General features: G+C 65.6%; 20 protein-coding genes. 19 read left to right on the top strand and 1 reads right to left on the bottom strand.

From position 1 onward, the window contains the following. Window positions 1–8: 8 nt before the first annotated feature. The 16 genes from rpsB to KVT39_RS14480 all read left to right on the top strand — a co-directional run bounded on the left by rpsB (window position 9) and on the right by KVT39_RS14480 (window position 15,638). Window positions 9–749, top strand: coding sequence for a 30S ribosomal protein S2 (rpsB, locus tag KVT39_RS14405; protein ID WP_011352461.1), 741 nt, complete (start codon window positions 9–11; stop codon window positions 747–749). A gap of 162 nt (window positions 750–911) precedes the next feature. Next, window positions 912–1,793: a translation elongation factor Ts gene (tsf, locus tag KVT39_RS14410; RefSeq protein WP_034184758.1), complete on the top strand. Its 882-nt coding sequence runs from the start codon at window positions 912–914 to the stop codon at window positions 1,791–1,793. Window positions 1,794–1,949: 156 nt separating this feature from the next. Further along, window positions 1,950–2,663, top strand: a complete 714-nt coding sequence (gene pyrH / locus KVT39_RS14415) for a UMP kinase (protein WP_006402648.1) — start codon at window positions 1,950–1,952, stop codon at window positions 2,661–2,663. Between the two features lie 91 nt (window positions 2,664–2,754). Then, entirely contained in the window at window positions 2,755–3,315 is a 561-nt protein-coding gene (frr, locus tag KVT39_RS14420) for a ribosome recycling factor (protein WP_021159105.1), read from the top strand. A gap of 49 nt (window positions 3,316–3,364) precedes the next feature. Then, entirely contained in the window at window positions 3,365–4,147 is a 783-nt protein-coding gene (gene uppS, locus KVT39_RS14425; RefSeq protein ID WP_006478494.1) for a polyprenyl diphosphate synthase, read from the top strand. After that, complete coding sequence (locus KVT39_RS14430) at window positions 4,141–4,962, top strand: phosphatidate cytidylyltransferase (RefSeq protein ID WP_034184743.1); 822 nt, start codon at window positions 4,141–4,143, stop codon at window positions 4,960–4,962. The genes uppS and KVT39_RS14430 overlap by 7 nt, the downstream gene beginning before the upstream one ends. Before the next feature lie 15 nt (window positions 4,963–4,977). Then, window positions 4,978–6,174, top strand: a complete 1,197-nt coding sequence (locus tag KVT39_RS14435; RefSeq protein ID WP_034184744.1) for a 1-deoxy-D-xylulose-5-phosphate reductoisomerase — start codon at window positions 4,978–4,980, stop codon at window positions 6,172–6,174. Window positions 6,175–6,185: 11 nt separating this feature from the next. Beyond that, window positions 6,186–7,571, top strand: a complete 1,386-nt coding sequence (gene rseP / locus KVT39_RS14440) for an RIP metalloprotease RseP (protein ID WP_217589408.1) — start codon at window positions 6,186–6,188, stop codon at window positions 7,569–7,571. 62 nt (window positions 7,572–7,633) lie between these two features. Then, window positions 7,634–9,943: an outer membrane protein assembly factor BamA gene (bamA, locus tag KVT39_RS14445; RefSeq protein ID WP_105390464.1), complete on the top strand. Its 2,310-nt coding sequence runs from the start codon at window positions 7,634–7,636 to the stop codon at window positions 9,941–9,943. 64 nt (window positions 9,944–10,007) lie between these two features. Beyond that, the gene (locus KVT39_RS14450; RefSeq protein WP_034184747.1) at window positions 10,008–10,505 is read left to right on the top strand and encodes an OmpH family outer membrane protein; all 498 of its coding nucleotides are present in this window, start codon (window positions 10,008–10,010) and stop codon (window positions 10,503–10,505) included. A gap of 16 nt (window positions 10,506–10,521) precedes the next feature. Next, window positions 10,522–11,601, top strand: coding sequence for a UDP-3-O-(3-hydroxymyristoyl)glucosamine N-acyltransferase (gene lpxD / locus KVT39_RS14455; RefSeq protein ID WP_175749925.1), 1,080 nt, complete (start codon window positions 10,522–10,524; stop codon window positions 11,599–11,601). Between the two features lie 129 nt (window positions 11,602–11,730). Then, the gene (fabZ, locus tag KVT39_RS14460; RefSeq protein WP_006495559.1) at window positions 11,731–12,198 is read left to right on the top strand and encodes a 3-hydroxyacyl-ACP dehydratase FabZ; all 468 of its coding nucleotides are present in this window, start codon (window positions 11,731–11,733) and stop codon (window positions 12,196–12,198) included. Between the two features lie 58 nt (window positions 12,199–12,256). Next, on the top strand, window positions 12,257–13,045 hold the full coding sequence (gene lpxA, locus KVT39_RS14465) for an acyl-ACP--UDP-N-acetylglucosamine O-acyltransferase (RefSeq protein WP_217589410.1): 789 nt from the start codon (window positions 12,257–12,259) through the stop codon (window positions 13,043–13,045). Window positions 13,046–13,048: 3 nt separating this feature from the next. After that, on the top strand, window positions 13,049–14,218 hold the full coding sequence (gene lpxB / locus KVT39_RS14470) for a lipid-A-disaccharide synthase (protein ID WP_034184750.1): 1,170 nt from the start codon (window positions 13,049–13,051) through the stop codon (window positions 14,216–14,218). Next, window positions 14,215–14,859: a ribonuclease HII gene (gene rnhB / locus KVT39_RS14475; RefSeq protein ID WP_034184751.1), complete on the top strand. Its 645-nt coding sequence runs from the start codon at window positions 14,215–14,217 to the stop codon at window positions 14,857–14,859. Before lpxB ends, rnhB begins: the two co-directional genes overlap by 4 nt. Then, window positions 14,856–15,638, top strand: a complete 783-nt coding sequence (locus KVT39_RS14480) for an RNA methyltransferase (protein ID WP_105390466.1) — start codon at window positions 14,856–14,858, stop codon at window positions 15,636–15,638. Before rnhB ends, KVT39_RS14480 begins: the two co-directional genes overlap by 4 nt. 100 nt (window positions 15,639–15,738) lie before the next feature. On the opposite strand, the gene KVT39_RS14485 is transcribed toward KVT39_RS14480, so the two are convergent. Continuing rightward, on the bottom strand, window positions 15,739–16,554 hold the full coding sequence (locus tag KVT39_RS14485; RefSeq protein WP_034181125.1) for a pyruvate, water dikinase regulatory protein: 816 nt from the start codon (window positions 16,552–16,554) through the stop codon (window positions 15,739–15,741). Between the two features lie 378 nt (window positions 16,555–16,932). Between KVT39_RS14485 and ppsA the strand changes: the two genes are divergently transcribed. From ppsA to KVT39_RS14500, 3 genes are all read left to right on the top strand, one after another. After that, the gene (ppsA, locus tag KVT39_RS14490) at window positions 16,933–19,332 is read left to right on the top strand and encodes a phosphoenolpyruvate synthase (RefSeq protein ID WP_034181126.1); all 2,400 of its coding nucleotides are present in this window, start codon (window positions 16,933–16,935) and stop codon (window positions 19,330–19,332) included. A gap of 177 nt (window positions 19,333–19,509) precedes the next feature. Beyond that, window positions 19,510–19,944 (top strand): NfeD family protein, encoded by a 435-nt coding sequence (locus KVT39_RS14495; protein WP_034181127.1) that lies wholly within the window; start codon window positions 19,510–19,512, stop codon window positions 19,942–19,944. Window positions 19,945–19,977: 33 nt separating this feature from the next. Further along, window positions 19,978–20,913, top strand: a complete 936-nt coding sequence (locus KVT39_RS14500; protein ID WP_034181128.1) for an SPFH domain-containing protein — start codon at window positions 19,978–19,980, stop codon at window positions 20,911–20,913. Window positions 20,914–20,950 lie beyond the last annotated feature (37 nt).

Here is a 20,950-nt window from a genome sequence, read left to right on the forward strand (position 1 = left end):
GAATTCACATGGCAGTTACGATGCGCCAAATGCTGGAAGCGGGTGTCCACTTCGGTCACCAGACGCGCTTCTGGAACCCGAAGATGGCACCGTTCATTTTCGGTCACCGCAACAAGATTCACATCATCAACCTCGAAAAGACGCTGCCGATGTTCACGGACGCACAGAAGTACGTGCGCCAGCTGGCAGCGAACCGCGGCACGATCCTGTTCGTCGGCACGAAGCGCCAGTCGCGCGACACGATCGCCCAGGAAGCGCAGCGCGCGGGCATGCCGTACGTCAATGCACGCTGGCTCGGCGGCATGATGACCAACTTCAAGACGCTGAAGGTGTCGATCAAGCGCCTGAAGGACATGGAAGCGGCCGTCGAATCGGGCGAAACCGAGAAGATGAGCAAGAAGGAAGCGCTGCTGTTCGAACGTGAAATCGCCAAGCTGCAGAAGTCGATCGGCGGCGTGAAGGACATGGGCGGCATTCCGGACGCAATCTTCGTCGTCGACGTCGGCTACCACAAGATTGCCGTCACCGAAGCGAACAAGCTGGGCGTGCCGGTCATCGCCGTGGTCGATACGAACCACTCGCCGGAAGGCGTGGACTACGTGATCCCGGGCAACGACGACTCGAGCAAGGCAGTCGCGCTGTACGCGGAAGGCGTGGCCGACGCGATCCTGGAAGGCCGTGCGAACGCGGTCAACGAAGTGGTCCAGGCAGCGCGCGGCGACGACGAGTACGTCGAGGAAAACGCGTAACTGGCCCCGAGCCGGCGCAAAAAGGGGGCTCTCAACAGGCCCCCTTTTTTTAAGCTTGTGCGCCGGACCTGATCGCGCCGAATCGGCGCGGGTCCGGAAACGAATCTCGGCCGTTCGCGTCCAAGCGGGCGGCGTTGTGAATACAGACTCAAGGAGCGAATGATGGCGGCAATTACCGCAAGCATGGTGGCAGAACTGCGCGCGAAGACCGACGCACCGATGATGGAGTGCAAGAAGGCGCTGACGGAAGCCGACGGCGATCTGGCCAAGGCTGAAGAGCTGCTGCGCGTCAAGCTCGGCAACAAGGCGAGCAAGGCGGCATCGCGCGTGACGGCCGAAGGCGTCGTCGCATCGTTCGTCGGCGGCAACGCAGGCGCGCTGGTCGAACTGAACTGCGAAACCGACTTCGTCGCGAAGAACGACGACTTCCTCGCATTCTCGAAGACGGTCGCCGAACTCGTCGCGACGCAGAACCCGGCCGACGTGGCCGCGCTGTCGGCGCTGCCGCTCGAAGGCTCGACGGTCGACGCAGTGCGCCTGGCACTGATCGGCAAGATCGGCGAGAACGTGTCGATCCGCCGTTTCGTCCGCTTCGAAACCGCGAACAAGATCGCAACGTACCTGCACGGCGCGCGCATCGGCGTGATCGTCGAGTACACGGGTGCGGAAGAGCAGGTCGGCAAGGACGTCGCGATGCACATCGCGGCAATGAAGCCGGTCGCGCTGTCGTCGGCCGACGTGCCGGCCGAGCTGATCGAGACGGAACGCCGCGTGGCGGAGCAGAAGGCCGCGGAATCGGGCAAGCCGGCCGAGATCGTCGCGAAGATGGTCGACGGTAGCGTCCAGAAGTACCTGAAGGAAGTGTCGCTGCTGAACCAGACGTTCGTGAAGAACGACAAGCAGACGATCGAGCAGATGCTGAAGGCAGCGGATTCCGCAGTGCAGAAGTTCGCGCTGTTCGTCGTCGGCGAAGGCATCGAGAAGCGCCAGGACGACTTCGCCGCCGAAGTGGCCGCGCAAGTCGCAGCAGCAAAGCAGCAGTAAGCAGTCAGGCAGTACCCGCGGCGGGCGTCCGCTCCGCCGCGGCCGGCGGCGCCGCCGGCCGGCCGGGAACCCCGGTCCGACCGTCGGCGCTTGCCCGAATCAGTATTTCGCCCCTACAGTTCGTGGTTGTCATCCTCTCGTCGCTCGGAAGCCCCTATGTCCAATGCCTATAAACGCGTCCTCCTCAAACTCTCCGGCGAAGCGCTGATGGGCGACGATGCCTTCGGCATCAATCGCGCGACGATCGAACGGATGGTGGCCGATATCGCCGAAGTCGTGCGTCTCGGTACGCAGCTGGCGGTCGTGATCGGTGGCGGTAATATTTTCCGCGGTGTCGCGGGCGGCGCGGCCGGCATGGACCGCGCGACTGCCGACTACATGGGGATGCTCGCGACGATGATGAACGCGCTGGCGCTGCAGGACGCGATGCGCCACGCCGGCATCGAGGCGCGCGTGCAATCCGCGCTGCGGATGGACCAGGTCGTCGAGCCGTACATCCGGCCCCGCGCGATCCGCCAGCTCGAGGAAGGCCGCGTCGTGATCTTCGCGGCCGGCACCGGCAACCCGTTCTTCACGACGGACACCGCCGCGGCACTGCGCGGCTCGGAAGTGGGCGCCGAGGTCGTACTGAAGGCGACCAAGGTCGATGGCGTATATTCTGCCGATCCGAAGAAGGATCCGTCGGCCACGCGCTACACGACGATCAGCTTCGACGAGGCGATCAGCCGCAACCTGCAGGTGATGGACGCGACGGCGTTTGCGCTGTGCCGCGACCAGAAGCTGCCGATTCGCGTGTTTTCGATCAACAAGCCGGGCGCGCTCAAGCGCATCGTGCTGGGCGAGGACGAAGGTACGCTCGTCCACGTGTAAACTCCCGCGGATGCGGGTCATTGGCCGTGGCGCGCAGGATGCGCCGGGCAGGACCCGCGTTCTTTGAAGGTTTGAAGGTTCGGAGGTTGAAATGAGTGTCGCTGATACCAAGAAGGGCGTCGAGCAGAAGATGCAGCGCTCGATCGAAGCGTTCAAGAACGATCTGGCAAAGATCCGTACGGGCCGTGCACACACCGGTCTGCTCGATCACGTGCAGGTCGACTACTACGGGTCGATGGTGCCGATCTCGCAGGTCGCGAACCTGACGCTGGTCGACGCGCGCACGATCGGCGTGCAGCCGTGGGAAAAAAACATGGTCGCGAAGGTCGAGAAGGCCATTCGTGAAGCCGATCTGGGCCTGAACCCGGCAACGGCCGGCGACCTGATCCGCGTGCCGATGCCCGCGCTGACGGAAGAGCGCCGCCGCGAGCTGACGAAGGTCGTCAAGAGCGAAGGCGAAACGGCCAAGGTCGCGATCCGCAACCTGCGCCGCGACGCGAACGAAGCGCTCAAGAAGCTCGTGAAGGACAAGGAAATCTCGGAAGACGACGAGCGCCGCGCGAGCGACGACGTGCAGAAGCTGACCGACAAGCACGTTGCCGAAATCGACAAGCTCGTGCAGACCAAGGAAGCCGAGATCATGACGGTCTGACGACCGTCCTCGCGCGCCGCCTTCTTCCCGCATTACTGTCTCAACGGCCATGACCTATACCAGCTCTACCGTTCGCGTGCCTGACGTCGGCGTCGTGCCGCGTCACATCGCGATCATCATGGACGGCAACGGCCGTTGGGCAACCGAACGCCGCTTGCCGCGCGTCGCGGGGCATACCCGCGGCGTCGATGCCGTGCGGGCGGTGGTCGAAGGCTGCGCGCGCGCCGGCGTCGAATACCTGACGCTGTTCGCGTTCAGTTCGGAAAACTGGCGCCGGCCGAACGACGAAGTGTCGTTCCTGATGCGGCTCTTCATCACCGCGCTCGAGCGCGAGGTGGGCAAGCTGCATGCGAACGGGATCCGCCTGCGTGTCGTCGGCGATCTCGACCGCTTCGAGCCGCGCATCCGCGAACTGATTCGCCGCGCCGAGACCAAGACGGCGCGCAACACCCGTCTTACGCTCACCATCGCTGCCAACTACGGCGGCCGGTGGGACATCCTGCAGGCGACGAAGAAGCTCGTCGAGCAGGCCGTGCGCGAGGGTCGCGAGGTCGAAGTGACCGAGGACGCATTCGCGCCGCACCTGGCGATGGCCTATGCGCCGGAGCCCGATCTCTTCATCCGCACCGGCGGCGAGCAGCGCGTCAGCAACTTCCTGCTGTGGCAGCTCGCGTACGCCGAATTCTATTTCACCGACAAATACTGGCCGGATTTCGACGGCGCGGCACTGGCCGACGCGATGGCGTCGTATACCGAGCGTGAGCGCCGTTTCGGGCGCACGAGCGCGCAGCTCGAACCGCAATCGCAGAACGCCGACTCCCTTTCATGCTGAAAACCCGTGTGATCACGGCGATCGCGATGCTGGCAGTGCTGCTGCCGGTGACGCTGTTCGCGCCTCTCGCCGCGTTCGGCGCGCTGATCGGCGTCGTGCTCGTGTTCGCCGCATGGGAATGGGCGCGCCTGCTGAAGCTCGGCGGCGCCGCCCCGGTCGTCTATGCGGTCGTCGCGGCGCTCGCGCTGGCGGCCACCACGCCGCTCGGCATCGATGCGACTGCGTCCCGTCCCCTTTTCATGGCGGCCGGCGTGTTCTGGCTGCTGGTCGGCCCGTTCGCGCTGCGGCGCAAGCCCGAACTTGCGGGCGGCGTCTGGCGGCCGTTCCTGCTGGCGGCCGGGTTGATCGTGTTCGCGGCCTGCTGGCATGCGCTCGTCGCGGCGCGCGCGCAGGGCGTGCCGTTCGTGCTGTCGCTGCTTCTGGTCGTCTGGCTGGCCGATATCGGCGCATACTTCGCGGGCAAGGCTTTCGGAAAGCGTAAACTGGCCATTACGATCAGTCCCGGCAAGAGCTGGGAAGGCGCGATCGGCGGCTGGCTTGCGGTGATGGTCGTCGCCGGTGTCGCGACGGCCGCGCATGCTTTCGAGCCGACCCTGTTTTCCGCATTCGCCGTGCGCTACGGAATGCCCGGTGCGTGGGCCGCGCTGACGCTGCTGGTCGCGTACAGCGTGATCGGCGACCTGTTCGAGTCGTTGCTGAAGCGGCAGGCCGGTGTGAAGGATTCGAGCGGACTGCTGCCTGGCCATGGCGGCGTGCTCGACCGTGTCGACGCGCTGCTGCCGGTGCTGCCGCTCGCGATGCTGCTGCTTGGTTAAACCATTATCTCTGTTATGCAAAAACGTCTGACATTGCTCGGTTCCACGGGCTCGATCGGAGACAGCACGCTCGACGTGGTCGCGCGCCATCCCGAGCGCTTCTCGGTCTACGCGCTGACCGCGCACCGCAACGGCGACAAGCTCGTCGAGCAGTGCCTGCGCTTCGCGCCTGAAGTGGCGGTGGTCGGCGATGCCGCGACGGCCGCACACGTCGAAGCGAAACTGCGCGCGGCGGGCAGCAAGACGACCGTGCTGCACGGGCCGCAGGCGCTCGTCGACGTGTCGAGGAGCGACGGCTGCGACACGGTGGTCGCGGCGATCGTCGGCGCGGCAGGCCTCGTGCCGAGCCTCGCGGCCGCGCGTGCCGGCAAGCGGATCCTGCTCGCGAACAAGGAAGCGCTCGTGATGTCGGGCGCGATCTTCATGGACGCCGTGCGCGACCATGGCGCGATCCTGCTGCCGGTCGACAGCGAACACAACGCGATCTTCCAGTGCATGCCGCGCGATGCGGGCGAGCACGGCGGGATCTCGAAGATCATCCTGACCGCGTCGGGCGGCCCGTTCCGCACGCGCGAGCCGGCCACGCTCGTCGACGTGACGCCGGACGAGGCGTGCAAGCACCCGAACTGGGTGATGGGCCGCAAGATCTCGGTCGATTCCGCGACGATGATGAACAAGGGTCTCGAGGTGATCGAGGCGCACTGGATCTTCGGGCTGCCGGGCGACCGGATCGACGTGCTGATCCATCCGCAGAGCGTGATCCATTCGCTCGTGTCGTACCGCGACGGCTCGGTGCTCGCGCAGCTCGGCAACCCCGACATGCGCACGCCGATCGCGCATGCGCTCGCGTTTCCCGATCGCGTCGATGCGGGCGTCGACCAGCTCGACCTCGCGCAGATCGCGCAGCTGTCGTTCGAGAAGCCCGATTACGCGCGCTTCCCGTGCCTCGCGCTCGCGCTGAAGGCGCTTGAGGAAGGCGGCATCGCGAGCGCCGCATTGAACGCGGCGAACGAAGTTGCGGTCGAAGCGTTTCTCGAGCGCCGGATCGGCTTCATGGCGATCGCGGCGACGGTCGATGCAGTGCTCAACGCGCTGCCGAACCGCGCGCCCGACGGGCTCGACGACGTCCTGGCGGCGGATGCCGAGGCACGCCGCCTCGCCGCCGCGATCATTGCAAAAGCGCCTGCGCCCCGCGTGGAGCGTACTGTCTGAATGGAGTGCTCATGAACGTGCTGGTCGAACTGATCGCGTTTGCGGTGGCGATCGGGGTGCTGGTCGTCGTGCATGAGTACGGACATTATCGCGTCGCGCGCTGGTGCGGCGTGAAGGTGCTGCGTTTCTCGATCGGCTTCGGCCAGCCCGTCGCGCGCTGGGTCAGCCGCAGGACGGGCACCGAGTGGACGCTGTCCGCGCTGCCGCTCGGCGGCTACGTGAAGATGCTCGACGAGCGCGATCCGGGCCCCGGCATCAAGCCCGAGGAGCTCGGCCAGGCGTTCAACCGCCAGTCGGTCTACAAGCGCATCGCGATCGTCGCGGCCGGGCCGATTGCAAACTTCCTGTTGGCAATCGTGCTGTTTTCCGTCGTATTTGCGTCCGGCGTGACCGAGCCGGCCGCGATCGTCGCGCCGCCGGCCGCCGGCACGGTGGCGGCCCGCGCGGGCTTCGACGGCAGCGAGACGATCGTGTCGATCCGTAACGCGCGCGTAGGCGATGCGCAGGGCGGCGAGTCGGAACCGGTGCGGTCGTGGTCGGACCTGCGCTGGAAGCTGCTGGCGGCCGCGTTCGATCATCGCGAGATCGTGCTCGGCGCGCGCGACGGCGGCGCGACGTTCGATTTCCGCGTCGACCTCCGCAATGTTCCCGAAAGTCAGCTCGATGACGATTTCATGACGCACCTGGGCTTCGAGGCCGGCGGCGGCACGTTGTCGGTCGCGTCGGTGCAGCCCGGCAGCGCGGCGGAGCAGGCGGGCCTGAAGGCCGGCGACAAGCTGGTCGCGCTCGACGGCAAGCCGATCGGCGGCGCGTCGCGCTTCATCGATTCCGTCAAGCACCATGCGGGCAAGGCGCTCGACCTGCGGATCGAGCGCGACGGCGCCGCGCAGACGGTATCGATCGTGCCGCAGATGCAGCGCGACGACGAATCGGGGCAGCAGGTCGGCCGGATCGGCGCGGCGCTGTCGATGCACGCGCCGTCCGTCGACGTGCGCTACGGGCCGATCGAGAGCCTGCGGCTCGGCGTGCGCCGCACGTGGGACATCTCCGTGTATTCGCTGCGGATGTTCGGGCGGATGATCACGGGCGACGCGTCGCTGAAGAACCTGTCCGGCCCCGTGACGATCGCCGACTACGCGGGCAAGAGCGCACGGCTCGGTCCGTCGGCGTTCCTGTCGTTCCTCGCCCTTGTCAGCATTAGCCTTGGCGTCCTGAACTTGTTGCCGATTCCCGTTTTGGACGGGGGGCATCTGTTATATTATGCGGTTGAAGCCGCGACCGGGAAAGCCGTCTCGGAGCGCTGGCAACTGATTCTGCAAAGAGCCGGGTTGATCTGCATCGTCGCGTTGTCGGCGATCGCGCTGTTCAACGATCTGGCTCGGCTAATCCATTTCTGAAGCGTCAGGCGGCCGCCGCTGGGCAGTCGCCCGATTTGATGCAGCTTAAATATTGGGGATGCATGTTGTTCAAACCTCATCGCTTTGTACCTAAGACAGTTGCAGCGGCCGCGCTCGCCGCGCACGGCCTCGCGGCGCATGCAGCGGCACCGTTCGTGGTGCAAGACATCAAGATCGAGGGGCTGCAGCGCGTCGAAGCGGGTTCGGTGTTCGCCTATCTGCCGATCAAGCAGGGCGATACCTTCACGGACGACAAGGCATCCGAAGCAATCCGCGCGCTGTACGCGACGGGCTTCTTCAACGACGTGCGCATCGCCACGCAGGGCAACGTCGTGATCGTGCAGGTGCAGGAGCGTCCGGCGATCGCGTCGATCGACTTCACCGGCACGAAGGAATTCGACAAGGACAACCTGACGAAGGCGCTGCGCGCCGTCGGTCTCGCCGACGGCCGCTACTATGACAAGGCGCTCGTCGACAAGGCGGAGCAGGAGCTCAAGCGCCAGTACCTGACGCGCGGCTTCTACGCGGCCGAAGTCAAGACGACGGTCACGCCGGTCGACGCGAACCGCGTGTCGATCCTGTTCGCGGTGGCCGAAGGCCCGAGCGCGAAGATCCGCCAGATCAACTTCATCGGCAACAAGGCGTTCAAGACGAGCACGCTGCGCGACGAGATGCAGCTGTCGACGCCGAACTGGTTCTCCTGGTACACGAAGAACGACCTGTACTCGAAGGAAAAGCTGACCGGCGACCTCGAGGCCGTGCGCTCGTACTACCTGAACCGCGGCTACCTCGAGTTCAACATCGAGTCGACCCAGGTGTCGATCTCGCCCGACAAGAAGGACATGTACCTGACGGTCACGCTGCACGAAGGCGAGCCGTACACGGTGTCGGGCATCAAGCTGTCGGGCAACCTGCTCGATCGCGAGGCCGAACTCAACAAGCTGATCAAGATCAAGCCGGGCGATCGCTTCTCGGCCGAAAAGCTGCAGCAGACCACCAAGTCGATCGTCGACAAGCTCGGTGAATACGGCTACGCATTCGCGGCCGTCAACGCGCAGCCGGACATCGACCAGGCGAACCACAAGGTGAACCTGAACCTCGTGGTCGATCCGAGCCGCCGCGTGTACGTGCGCCGCATCAACGTCGTCGGCAACACGCGCACGCGCGACGAAGTGGTGCGCCGCGAAATGCGCCAGCTCGAAAGCTCGTGGTTCGATTCGAACCGCCTCGCGCTGTCGAAGGACCGCGTGAACCGTCTCGGCTACTTCACCAACGTCGACGTGACGACGGTGCCGGTCGAAGGCACGAACGACCAGGTCGACGTGAACGTGAAGGTCGACGAAAAGCCGACCGGCGCGATCACGCTGGGCGCCGGCTTCTCGTCGACGGACAAGGTCGTGCTGTCGGCCGGCGTGTCGCAGGACAACGTGTTCGGTTCGGGTACCAGCCTGTCGGTGAACGTCAACACCGCGAAGAGCTACCGCACGCTGACCGTCACGCAGGTCGACCCGTACTTCACGGTCGACGGCATCAAGCGGATCACGGACGTCTACTACCGTACGTACCAGCCGCTCTACTATTCGACGAGCTCGAGCTTCCGGATCATCAGCGCGGGCGGCAACCTGAAGTTCGGCATCCCGTTCTCGGAAGTCGACACCGTCTACTTCGGCGCGGGCTTCGAGCAGAACCGCCTCGACGTCGATTCGAACACGCCGCAGAGCTACCAGGATTACGTGAACGAGTTCGGCCGCGTGTCGAACACGGTGCCGCTGACCGTCGCGTGGTCGCGCGACGCGCGCGACAGCGCGCTGATCCCGAGCCGCGGCTACTTCACGCAGGCGAACGTCGAATACGGCGTGCCGGTCGGCAAGATCCAGTACTACAAGGCCGACCTGCAGGCGCAGTACTACTATTCGTTCTCGCGCGGCTTCATCCTGGGCCTGAACCTGCAGGGCGGCTACGGTAACGGTATCGGCAACCCGTACCCGATCTTCAAGAACTACTACGCGGGCGGTATCGGCTCCGTGCGTGGCTACGAGCCGAGCTCGCTGGGCCCGCGCGACACGAAGACGAACGACCCGATCGGCGGTTCGAAGATGCTCGTCGGCAACATCGAACTGACGTTCCCGCTGCCGGGCACCGGCTACGACCGCACGCTGCGCGTGTTCACGTTCCTCGACGGCGGTAACGTGTGGGGCAACGCGCCGGGCGGCACGAGTACGGGCGCGAACGGCCTGCGTTACGGCTATGGTGTGGGTCTCGCGTGGATCTCGCCGATCGGCCCGCTGAAGCTGAGCCTCGGCTTCCCGCTGCAGAAGCACGAAGGCGACCAGTACCAGAAATTCCAGTTCCAGATCGGGACGGCGTTCTGACCGAACGCATGACAACAGCAACGAGAGGGTAATTTTGCTAACCGGTAAGTTTTCGAAACGAGTGATGTGCGCGTTGACCGTTGCGCTGGCCCTGGGCGCGGCGACGGTTCACGCACAGGACGTCGCCCGCATCGCGGCGGTCAATTCGGATCGGATCCTGCGCGAGTCGGCGCCCGCGAAGGCGGCGCAGACGAAGCTCGAAGCCGAGTTCGCGAAGCGCGACAAGGATCTGCAGGATCTGGCGGCGCGTCTGAAGTCGATGTCCGATTCGCTCGACAAGGGCGGCACGTCGCTGTCGGCGGCCGATCGCGCGCAGAAGCAGCGCGATCTCGCTCAGCTCGATACCGATTTCCAGCGCAAGCAGCGCGAGTTCCGCGAGGACCTGAACCAGCGTCGCAACGAGGAGCTGGCGGCCGTGCTGGAGCGGGCGAACAAGGTCATCAAGCAGATCGCCGAGCAGCAGAACTACGACCTGATCGTGCAGGAAGCCGTGTACGTCAGCCCGCGCATCGACATCACCGACAAGGTGCTCAAGGCGCTCGCGTCCGGCTCGGCGAACTGAACGGAGCAGACGACGAATGGCATTGACGCTTGAGGAACTCGTAAAGCGGTTCGGCGGCGAGATCGCCGGCGACGCACAGTGCAAGGTGGGCGGGCTCGCACCGCTCGACCAGGCAGGCCCTCAGCAACTCGCGTTCCTCGCGAATCCGAAGTACCTGTCGCAGGTCGAGTCGACCCGCGCAGGCGCGGTGCTGATCGCACCGAAGGATCTGGAAAAGCTGGGCGCGGCCGCTAGCGGTCGCAATTTCATCGTGACGCCGAATCCGTACGCGTACTTCGCACGCGTCGCGCAGATGTTCATCGACCTGGCCGCGCCGCCGCGCGCCGCCGGCGTGCATCCGAGCGCGACGATCGATCCGGCGGCGAAGGTCGCCGCGAGCGCGGTGATCGGCCCGCACGTGACGGTCGAGGCCGGCGCGGTGATCGAGGACGGCGTCCAGCTCGACGCGAACGTATTCGTCGGCCGCGGCACGACGATCGGCGCAGGCTCGCATCTTTATCCCAACGCATCGGTGTATCACGGCTGCAAGGTCGGCCCGCGCGCGATCGTCCATTCGGGCGCGGTGATCGGCTCCGACGGCTTCGGCTTCGCGCCGGATTTCGTCGGCGACGGCGACGCCCGCACCGGCAGCTGGGTCAAGATCCCGCAGGTCGGCGGCGTATCGATCGGCCCGGACGTCGAGATCGGCGCGAACACGACGATCGATCGCGGCGCGATGGCGGACACCGTCATCGAGGAATGCGTGAAGATCGACAACCAGGTGCAGATCGCCCACAACTGCCGGATCGGCGCCTACACGGTGATCGCCGGCAAGGCGGGCATCGCGGGCAGCACGACGATCGGCCGCCACTGCATGATCGGCGGCGCGGCCGGGATCGCCGGCCACGTGACGCTCGGCGATTACGTCATCATCACCGCGAATTCGGGCGTATCGAAGTCGCTGCCGAAGGCCGGCATCTATACCAGCGCGTTCCCGGCCGTCGACCACGGCGAATGGAACAAGAGCGCCGCGCTCGTGCGCAACCTCGACAAGCTGCGCGACCGAATCAAGGCGCTCGAAGCCGCGCTCGCCGCCCAGGGCGGCACGGACGCCTGAGCGCGCCATGCGAGACCACCAACCGGGCACGGCCAGCGCAACCGGCCCGGTTTGTCAGACTGGGCCGCATGGCGGCCCGCTTCAGCCTTTGCATCACCACCGCGCAGCCTCTGCGTGAGACGAACCATCATGAGCACTGAAAAAATCAATCTCGACATCCACAAGATCCTCACGCTGCTGCCGCATCGCTACCCGATTCTGCTCGTCGATCGCGTGCTCGAACTCGAGCCGCACAAAGGGATCAAAGCGCTGAAGAACGTGTCGATCAACGAGCCGTTCTTCCAGGGGCACTTCCCGAAGCGGCCGGTGATGCCGGGCGTGCTGATCCTCGAGGCGCTCGCGCAGGCCGCGGCGCTGCTGACCTTCGCGGAAGAGCAGCCGAAGGATCCGGAGAACACGCTGTATTACTTCGTCGGGATCGACGGCGCGCGCTTCAAGCGCGTGGTCGAACCGGGCGACCAACTGATTCTGAACGTGACGTTCGAACGCTACATCCGCGGCATCTGGAAGTTCAAGGCGGTGGCGGAAGTGGACGGCAAGGTGGCGGCGGAAGCCGAACTGATGTGCACGGTCAAGACGGCCGACGCGGCGCCCTGAGCGACGCGGCACGCATGGGCAACGCAACGCGACACATCACATCGAGAGGCAACGGCGCATGACCAGGATTCATCCCACCGCGATTGTCGAAGCGGGCGCGCAGATCGACGAATCGGTCGAGATCGGCCCGTACGCGATCGTCGGCCCGAACGTCACGATCGGCGCGCGCACGACGATCGGCTCGCACAGCGTGATCGAAGGCCACACGACGCTCGGCGAGGACAATCGCATCGGCCATTACGCATCGGTCGGCGGCCGTCCGCAGGACATGAAGTACAAGGACGAGCCGACGAAGCTCGTGATCGGCAACCGCAACACGATCCGCGAATTCACGACGATCCACACGGGCACCGTGCAGGACGTCGGCGTGACGACGCTCGGCGACGACAACTGGATCATGGCCTATGTGCACATCGGCCATGACTGCAGCGTCGGCAGCCACGTGATCCTGTCGAGCAACGCGCAGATGGCCGGCCACGTCGAGATCGGCGACTGGGCGATCGTCGGCGGGATGTCGGGCGTTCACCAGTTCGTGCGCATCGGTGCGCACTCGATGCTGGGCGGCGCGTCGGCGCTCGTGCAGGACATTCCGCCGTTCGTGATCGCGGCAGGCAACAAGGCCGAGCCGCACGGGATCAACATCGAAGGGCTGCGCCGGCGCGGTTTCTCGCCCGACGCGATTTCGGCGCTGCGCAGCGCGTACCGCCTGCTGTACAAGAACGGCCTGTCGCTCGAGGAAGCGAAGGTGCAGTTGCGCGAGCTGGCGGAGGCGGGCGGCGACGGCGATGCGCCGGTGAAGGCGCTCGTCGAGTTCATCGACGCGTCGCAACGCGGCATCATCCGCTAAGCGATGCCGTTTCCGACCAATCAGCTTCGGCTCGCGATGGTGGCAGGCGAGCCATCGGGCGACCTGCTCGCGGCGTCGCTGCTCGGCGGGCTGCGCGAGCGGCTGCCCGAATCGGCCCAGTACTACGGGATCGGCGGGCCGCGGATGATCGCGCAGGGCTTCGATTCGCACTGGCAGATGGACAAGCTGACCGTGCGCGGTTATGTCGAGGCGCTGGGCCAGATTCCCGAGATCCTGCGGATTCGCGGCGAGCTGAAGCGCCAGCTGCTCGCGGAGCGGCCGGCCGCGTTCATCGGCATCGACGCGCCGGATTTCAACTTCAGTGTCGAACAGGCCGTGCGCGACGCGGGCATCCCGTCGATCCACTTCGTGTGCCCGTCGATCTGGGCATGGCGCGGCGGCCGGATCAAAAAGATCGCCAAGTCCGTCGATCACATGCTGTGCCTGTTCCCGTTCGAGCCGGCGATTCTCGACAAGGCCGGCGTCGCGTCGACCTACGTCGGCCATCCGCTGGCCGACGAGATTCCGCTCGAGCCCGACACGCACGGTGCGCGCATCGCGCTCGGCCTGCCCGCGGACGGTCCCGTGATCGCGGTGCTGCCGGGCAGCCGGCGCTCGGAGATCGCGCTGATCGGCCCGACGTTTTTCGCGGCGATGGCGCTGATGCAGCAGCGCGAGCCCGGCGTGCGGTTCGTGATGCCGGCGGCGACGCCCGCGCTGCGCGAGCTGCTGCAGCCGCTCGTCGACGCGCATCCGCAGCTCGCGCTGACGATCACCGATGGCCGCTCGCAGGTCGCGATGACGGCCGCCGACGCGATCCTCGTGAAGAGCGGCACCGTCACGCTGGAAGCCGCGCTGCTGAAGAAGCCGATGGTGATCTCGTACAAGGTGCCCTGGCTGACCGGGCAGATCATGCGCCGGCAGGGCTACCTGCCGTATGTCGGCTTGCCGAACATCCTGGCGGGGCGCTTCGTCGTGCCCGAGCTGCTGCAGCATTTCGCGACGCCCGAGGCGCTCGCCGATGCGACGCTCACGCAGCTGCGCGACGACGCGAACCGCCGCACGCTGACCGACGTGTTTACCGAAATGCATCTTTCGCTGCGGCAGAACACGGCTGCGAAGGCGGCCGAAGCGGTCGTGCGCGTGCTCGAACAACGCAAGGGGCGCGCATGACGGCAGTACGTGCACCGCGTCGCCGCGCGTCGAGCGACGTGCAGGGCGGCTTCGACTTCAGCCGGCCCGACGAGATCGTCTGCGGTGTCGACGAAGCCGGCCGCGGCCCGCTCGCGGGGCCGGTGGTGGCCGCCGCGGTGATTCTCGATCCGGCGCAGCCGATCGACGGGCTCGACGATTCGAAGGCGCTGTCCGCGAAGAAGCGCGACGTGCTGTACGACCTGATCGTCGCGCGTTCGCGCGCGTATTGCGTTGCGTCGGCAAGCGTCGACGAAATCGATACGCTGAACATCCTGCATGCGACGATGCTTGCGATGAAGCGGGCCGTCGAGGGCCTGTCGGTCCTGCCGACGCTTGCGCAGATCGACGGCAACCGCTGCCCGACGCTGACGGTGCGTGCCGAGGCGATCGTCAGCGGCGATGCGCTCGTACCGAGCATCTCGGCCGCATCGATCCTCGCGAAGGTCACGCGCGACCGCATGCTCGTCGACCTGCACGAACGCTTCCCGGTATACGGTTTCAACGTGCATGCGGGTTACGGCACCGCGAAACACCTTGCCGCGCTGCGCGAGCACGGCCCGTGCGAAGCGCATCGGCGCTCGTTCGCGCCGGTCCGCGCGGCACTCGACCTGATTCGATGAAAAGCATTACTTCCCGCGACAACCCGCTGTACAAGCGCCTGAAGGCGCTCGCGGGTTCGACGCACCATCAGCGCCGCAGCGGCCAGGCGCTGCTCGAAGGATTCCATCTCGCGAGCGCGTACCTCGATACGGGTGCGACGCCCGAGCTGTGCGTGGCGACCGAAGGCGCGCTCGGCCACGCCGAGGCGCAGGCGATCGTCGCGCGCGTCGACGCGCAGCGTGTCGTCACGCTGCCCGATGCGCTGTTCGGGCAGTTGTCGAACGTCGTCAACGGCGTCGGGTTCCTGCTGCTCGTCGACCGGCCGGCGCAACCGCTGCCGGAGCGCGTGACGCACACGTCGGTCGTGCTCGACGGCGTGCAGGACGCCGGCAACGTCGGCTCGATCCTGCGCAGCGCCGCGGCGGCCGGTGTGCGTCACGTGTTCTGTGCGCCGGGCACGGCCTACGCGTGGTCGTCGAAGGTGCTGCGCTCGGGCATGGGTGCGCATTTCCTGCTGTCGATCCATGAGGATGTTGACGCCGCGGCGCTCGCCGAACGCCTCGACGTGCCGGTCGCGCTGACCGATTCGCATGGCGCGCAGGCGCTCTACGACTGCGACCTGTCGGGGCCTGTCGCATGGGTGTTCGGCAACGAGGGCGCCGGCGTATCGGCGTTCTGGCGCGATGCGGCCACGCATCGCGTGACGATTCCGCAGCCGGGCGGGATGGAGTCGCTGAATGTCGCGGCAGCAGCGGCGGTCTGCCTGTTCGAGCAGGTGCGACAGCAGCGGCCTGCGTGACGCCCCACGCCAGCATTCGCCGCACCACGAAAAAGGCCGCGTTCGACGCGGCCTTTTTGTTTTTCCGGCGGCGGCCGAGCGGCCGCGTGTGCGCCGGCGCTCAGTACGACTGCCGGTCGAGGCGGATTTCCTGCAGGATCGTCGTCGCGATTTCCTCGATCGACTTGTGCGTCGACGACAGCCACTTGATCCCTTCGCGACGCATCATCGCTTCTGCCTCGTTGATCTCGAAGCGGCAGTTCTCGGGCGCAGCGTACTTGCTGCCCGGCCGCCGCTCGTTGCGGATCTCGGACAGGCGCTGCGGGTCGATCGACAGCCCGAACAGCTTTTCACGGTGCGCGGAGAGCGCCGACGGCAGCTTGCCGCGTTCGAAGTCTTCCGGAATCAGCGGATAGTTCGCGGCCTTCACGCCGTACTGCATCGCGAGATACAGGCTCGTCGGCGTCTTGCCGCTGCGCGACACGCCGACGAGGATCACGTCGGCCTCCGACAGGTTGCGGTTCGACTGGCCGTCGTCGTGCGCGAGCGAGAAGTTGATCGCCTCGATCCGCGTCTTGTATTCCTCGGTGTCCGCGTTCTGGTGGCCGCGGCCCATCGCGTGGCTCGACTTGAGCTCCAGTTCCTGCTCGAGCGGCTCGACGAAGCGCTGGAACATGTCGAGCACGAGCGCGTTCGAGCGCTTGACGATGTCGTTCGACTCGCTGTCGACGAGCGTCGTGAACACGATCGCGCGGCGGCCGTCGTGCACGGCGGCCTCGTTGATCTTCTCGACGGTCGCATAGGCCTTGTCGAGCGAGTCGACGAACGGCACGCGCACGAGACGGAATTTCTGGTCGAACTGGGAGAGGATCGAATGCGCGAAGGTTTCGGCAGTAATCCCGGTGCCGTCGGAGACGATGAAAACGGTAGGCAGCATGAATCTGGGCGTCGAACGTGAAGGGCGGTTGCACGGGGCGGCTGGAGGTTCGCCTCCAGACACAGTGACAAGGTCGCGCCACATCCGGCAGCCGGCACGGTAGAATAGCGGCAACCTGTTGGATAAGCAATTGCGGGGGCAGGGCGCGAACGGCGCTCGTGGCCCGGCCGCGCGATTCCAAAATTCCCGGCAAGTTTGGCGATTGGTCTGAAAATATCGCCGTTCTGCCGGGATTTTTGCAAATCGGGTCGGAAGGTTTTTCCGCCGCTGCGATTGTTTATCTAACAGGTTGCGCAAGACGCGCCGCGCCTTTTTGCAAGCGCCCGCGTCCAAGCCCACTTGCGCGATCGAGCATTTTTTTCACACTTAGGGGCTTGTATGACTAACGCAGCAAACGTCGCAAAGGACCAGGCGTATGTAATTCCGTTCGAGCAGTTGCGGATGACCGATGTGGAGATCGTCGGCGGCAAGAATGCGTCGCTCGGCGAGATGATCAGCCAGCTTTCCGAAGCTGGCGTTCGCGTGCCCACCGGTTTCGCCACGACCGCGCTCGCTTTCCGCGATTTCCTCACGCACAACGACCTTACCGACCGCATCGCCAAGCGTCTCGAGTCGCTCGACATCGACGACGTGAAGGCGCTCGCCGAAGCCGGTGCCGAAATCCGCAAGTGGATCGTCGACGCGCCGATGCAGGCGCGCCTCGAGCAGGAAATCCGCGCGCAGTTCGAAGTCCTGAAGAACGGCTCGCCGGGCGAGCTGTCGTTCGCCGTGCGCTCGTCCGCGACCGCGGAAGACCTGCCCGACGCATCGTTCGCCGGCCAGCAGGAGTCGTACCTGAACGTCGTCGGCATCGAAGACGTGCTCGACCGCATGAAGCACGTGTTCGCGTCGCTGTATAACGACCGCGCGATCTCGTACCGCGTGCACAAGGGCTTCACGCACGCCGAGGTCGCTCTGTCGGCCGGCGTGCAGCGCATGGTCCGCTCGGACGTCGGCGCCGCCGGCGTGATGTTCACGATCGACACCGAATCGGGCTTCAAGGACGCCGTGTTCATCACGTCGAGCTACGGCCTGGGCGAAACCGTCGTGCAGGGCGCGGTGAACCCGGACGAGTTCTATGTGTTCAAGACGACGCTCGCACAGGACAAATACCCGATCATCCGCCGCTCGATCGGCTCGAAGCTGATCAAGATGGAATTCACGCAGCCGGGCGAGCCGGGCCGCGTGAAGACGGTCGACGTGTCGCACGAGCAGCGCAACCGCTACTCGATCACCGACGAGGACGTGATCGAGCTGGCGAAGTACGCGGTCATCATCGAGAAGCACTACCAGCGTCCGATGGACATCGAGTGGGGCAAGGACGGCCGCGACGGCAAGATCTTCATCCTGCAGGCGCGTCCGGAAACGGTGAAGAGCCAGGCGAGCGGCAAGGCCGAGCAGCGCTTCAAGCTGAAGGGCCAGTCGCAGGTTCTCGCGACGGGCCGCGCGATCGGCCAGAAGATCGGCGCGGGCCGCGTGCGCGTGATCCAGGATCCGTCGGAAATGGAACGCGTGCAGCCGGGCGACGTGCTGGTTGCCGACATGACCGACCCGAACTGGGAGCCGGTGATGAAGCGTGCAGCCGCGATCGTCACGAACCGTGGCGGCCGGACCTGTCACGCGGCGATCATCGCGCGTGAGCTCGGCGTGCCGGCGGTCGTCGGCTGCGGCGACGCAACCGACGTGCTGAAGGACGGCGCGCTCGTCACCGTGTCGTGCGCGGAAGGCGACGAAGGCAAGATCTACGACGGCCTGCTCGAGACGGAAGTCACGGAAGTGCAGCGCGGCGAACTGCCGGAAATCCCGGTCAAGATCATGATGAACGTCGGCAATCCGCAGCTCGCGTTCGACTTCTCGCAGCTGCCGAACGGCGGCGTGGGCCTCGCGCGTCTCGAGTTCATCATCAACAACAACATCGGCGTTCACCCGAAGGCGATTCTCGAGTACCCGAACATCGACCAGGACCTGAAGAAGGCCGTCGAGAGCGTCGCGCGCGGCCACGCGTCGCCGCGTCAGTTCTACGTCGACAAGCTGACGGAAGGTGTCGCGACGATCGCCGCGGCGTTCTATCCGAAGCCCGTGATCGTGCGCTTGTCCGACTTCAAGTCGAACGAGTACAAGAAGCTGATCGGCGGTTCGCGTTACGAGCCGGACGAGGAAAACCCGATGCTGGGCTTCCGCGGCGCGTCGCGCTACATCGCGGAAGACTTCGCGCCGGCGTTCGAGATGGAGTGCCGTGCACTGAAGCGCGTGCGCGACGAGATGGGCCTGACCAACGTCGAGATCATGGTGCCGTTCGTGCGTACCGTGAAGCAGGCGGAGCGTGTCGTCGGCCTGCTCGAGAAGTTCGGCCTGAAGCGCGGTGAAAACGGCCTGCGCCTCGTGATGATGTGCGAAGTCCCGACCAACGCGATCCTCGCCGAAGACTTCCTGCAGCACTTCGACGGTTTCTCGATCGGCTCGAACGACCTCACGCAGCTCACGCTCGGCCTCGACCGCGACTCGGGCATGGAACTGCTGGCAGTCGACTTCGACGAACGCGATCCGGCCGTCAAGTTCCTGCTGAAGCGTGCGATCGACACCTGCCGCAAGATGGGCAAGTACGTCGGCATCTGCGGCCAGGGCCCGTCCGATCACCCGGACTTCGCGCAATGGCTGGCCGACGAAGGCATCGTGTCGATCTCGCTGAACCCGGACACGATCATCGATACGTGGCAGGCGCTCGCCAACCGGAAGTAACGGCCGGTAACGCACCTTCGGCGAAAGCGCGGGTCCGCTGCGCTTTCGTTGAAGGCAAAATGCAAGGTTCATGCTATAAACACCCCGGTAGGCGCCGGGGTGTTTTTGTTTGTCGGTACGCGCCGGGCCGCCCCAAGCGTGCCAAGTGAGCGTGGGGGATGTTTTCTGGAGACCACAATGATGTCGGGGCATCTGTTCTGGTGGGTCGCGGTGGGTGTGCTGGTCGTGGCCGAGTTGCTGACGGGCACGTTCTATCTGCTGATGATCGCGCTCGGCTTTCTCGCGGGCGGCTTGCTGCAACTGGCGGGTTTCGCGCCGCACGTGCAGTTCGGCGCGGCGGCCGTGGTCGCGATCGTCGCAATGATCGTGCTGCGCCGTTCGGGGCTCGGCCGCAAGCAGAAGCGCGACACGTCGACGAATCCCGACGTCAATCTCGATATCGGCGCGACCGTCACGGTCGACGCGTGGCGTGACGGCCGTGCGCGCGTGCAGTATCGCGGCGCCGACTGGGACGTCGAGCTGGCGAACGGCGAGCGCGACGATGCGCACGTGTATCAGGTAAGCGCCGTGCGCGGCAACTGTCTCGTGGTCGTGGCGAAACCCGCGGGCTGATTGTCCGCCGATACAACAAGGAGGGAATATTTCATGGATTCGCTGATCATCTGGGTTGTCCTGCTCGTCATCGCGATCGTGATCGTGTCGAAGACGGTGAAGATCGTGCCGCAGCAGCATGCGTGGGTGCTCGAGCGCTTCGGGCGCTATCACGCGACGCTGTCGCCGGGGCTGAACATCGTGCTGCCGTTCGTCGATCGCATCGCGTACCGGCACGTGCTGAAGGAAATTCCGCTCGACGTGCCGAGCCAGATCTGCATCACGCGCGACAACACGCAGCTTCAGGTCGACGGCGTGCTGTATTTCCAGGTGATGGACCCGATGAAGGCGTCGTACGGGTCGAGCAACTTTGTGCTCGCGATCACGCAGTTGTCGCAAACGATGCTACGCTCGGTGATCGGCAAGCTGGAGCTCGACAAGACCTTCGAGGAGCGCGACTTCATCAACCACAGCATCGTGTCGGCGCTCGACGAGGCCGCGGCGAACTGGGGCGTGAAAGTGCTGCGCTACGAGATCAAGGACCTGACGCCGCCGAAGGAGATCCTGCACGCGATGCAGGCGCAGATCACCGCCGAGCGCGAGAAGCGCGCGCTGATCGCCGCGTCCGAAGGCCGCAAGCAGGAACAGATCAACCTCGCGTCGGGTGCGCGCGAGGCGGCGATCCAGAAGTCCGAAGGCGAGCGGCAGGCCGCGATCAATCAGGCGCAGGGCGAGGCCGCCGCGATTCTTGCCGTGGCCGAGGCAAACGCGCAGGCGATCCAGAAGATCGCGAACGCGATGCAGTCGCAGGGCGGGATGGACGCGGTGAACCTGAAGGTCGCCGAGCAGTATGTCGGCGCGTTCTCGAATCTCGCGAAGCAGGGCAATACGCTGATCGTGCCGTCGAATCTGTCGGATCTCGGCAGTGCGATCGCGTCGGCGATGTCGATCGTCAAGAACGCGTCGCCGGCCGCGGGCGGGAAGGGCTGAGCCGGAATTGTCCGATGCGCAGGCGGTTGCCGCGTGC

Source organism: Burkholderia sp. GbtcB21, from assembly GCF_019091065.1.
Taxonomy (GTDB): domain Bacteria; phylum Pseudomonadota; class Gammaproteobacteria; order Burkholderiales; family Burkholderiaceae; genus Burkholderia; species Burkholderia pyrrocinia_C.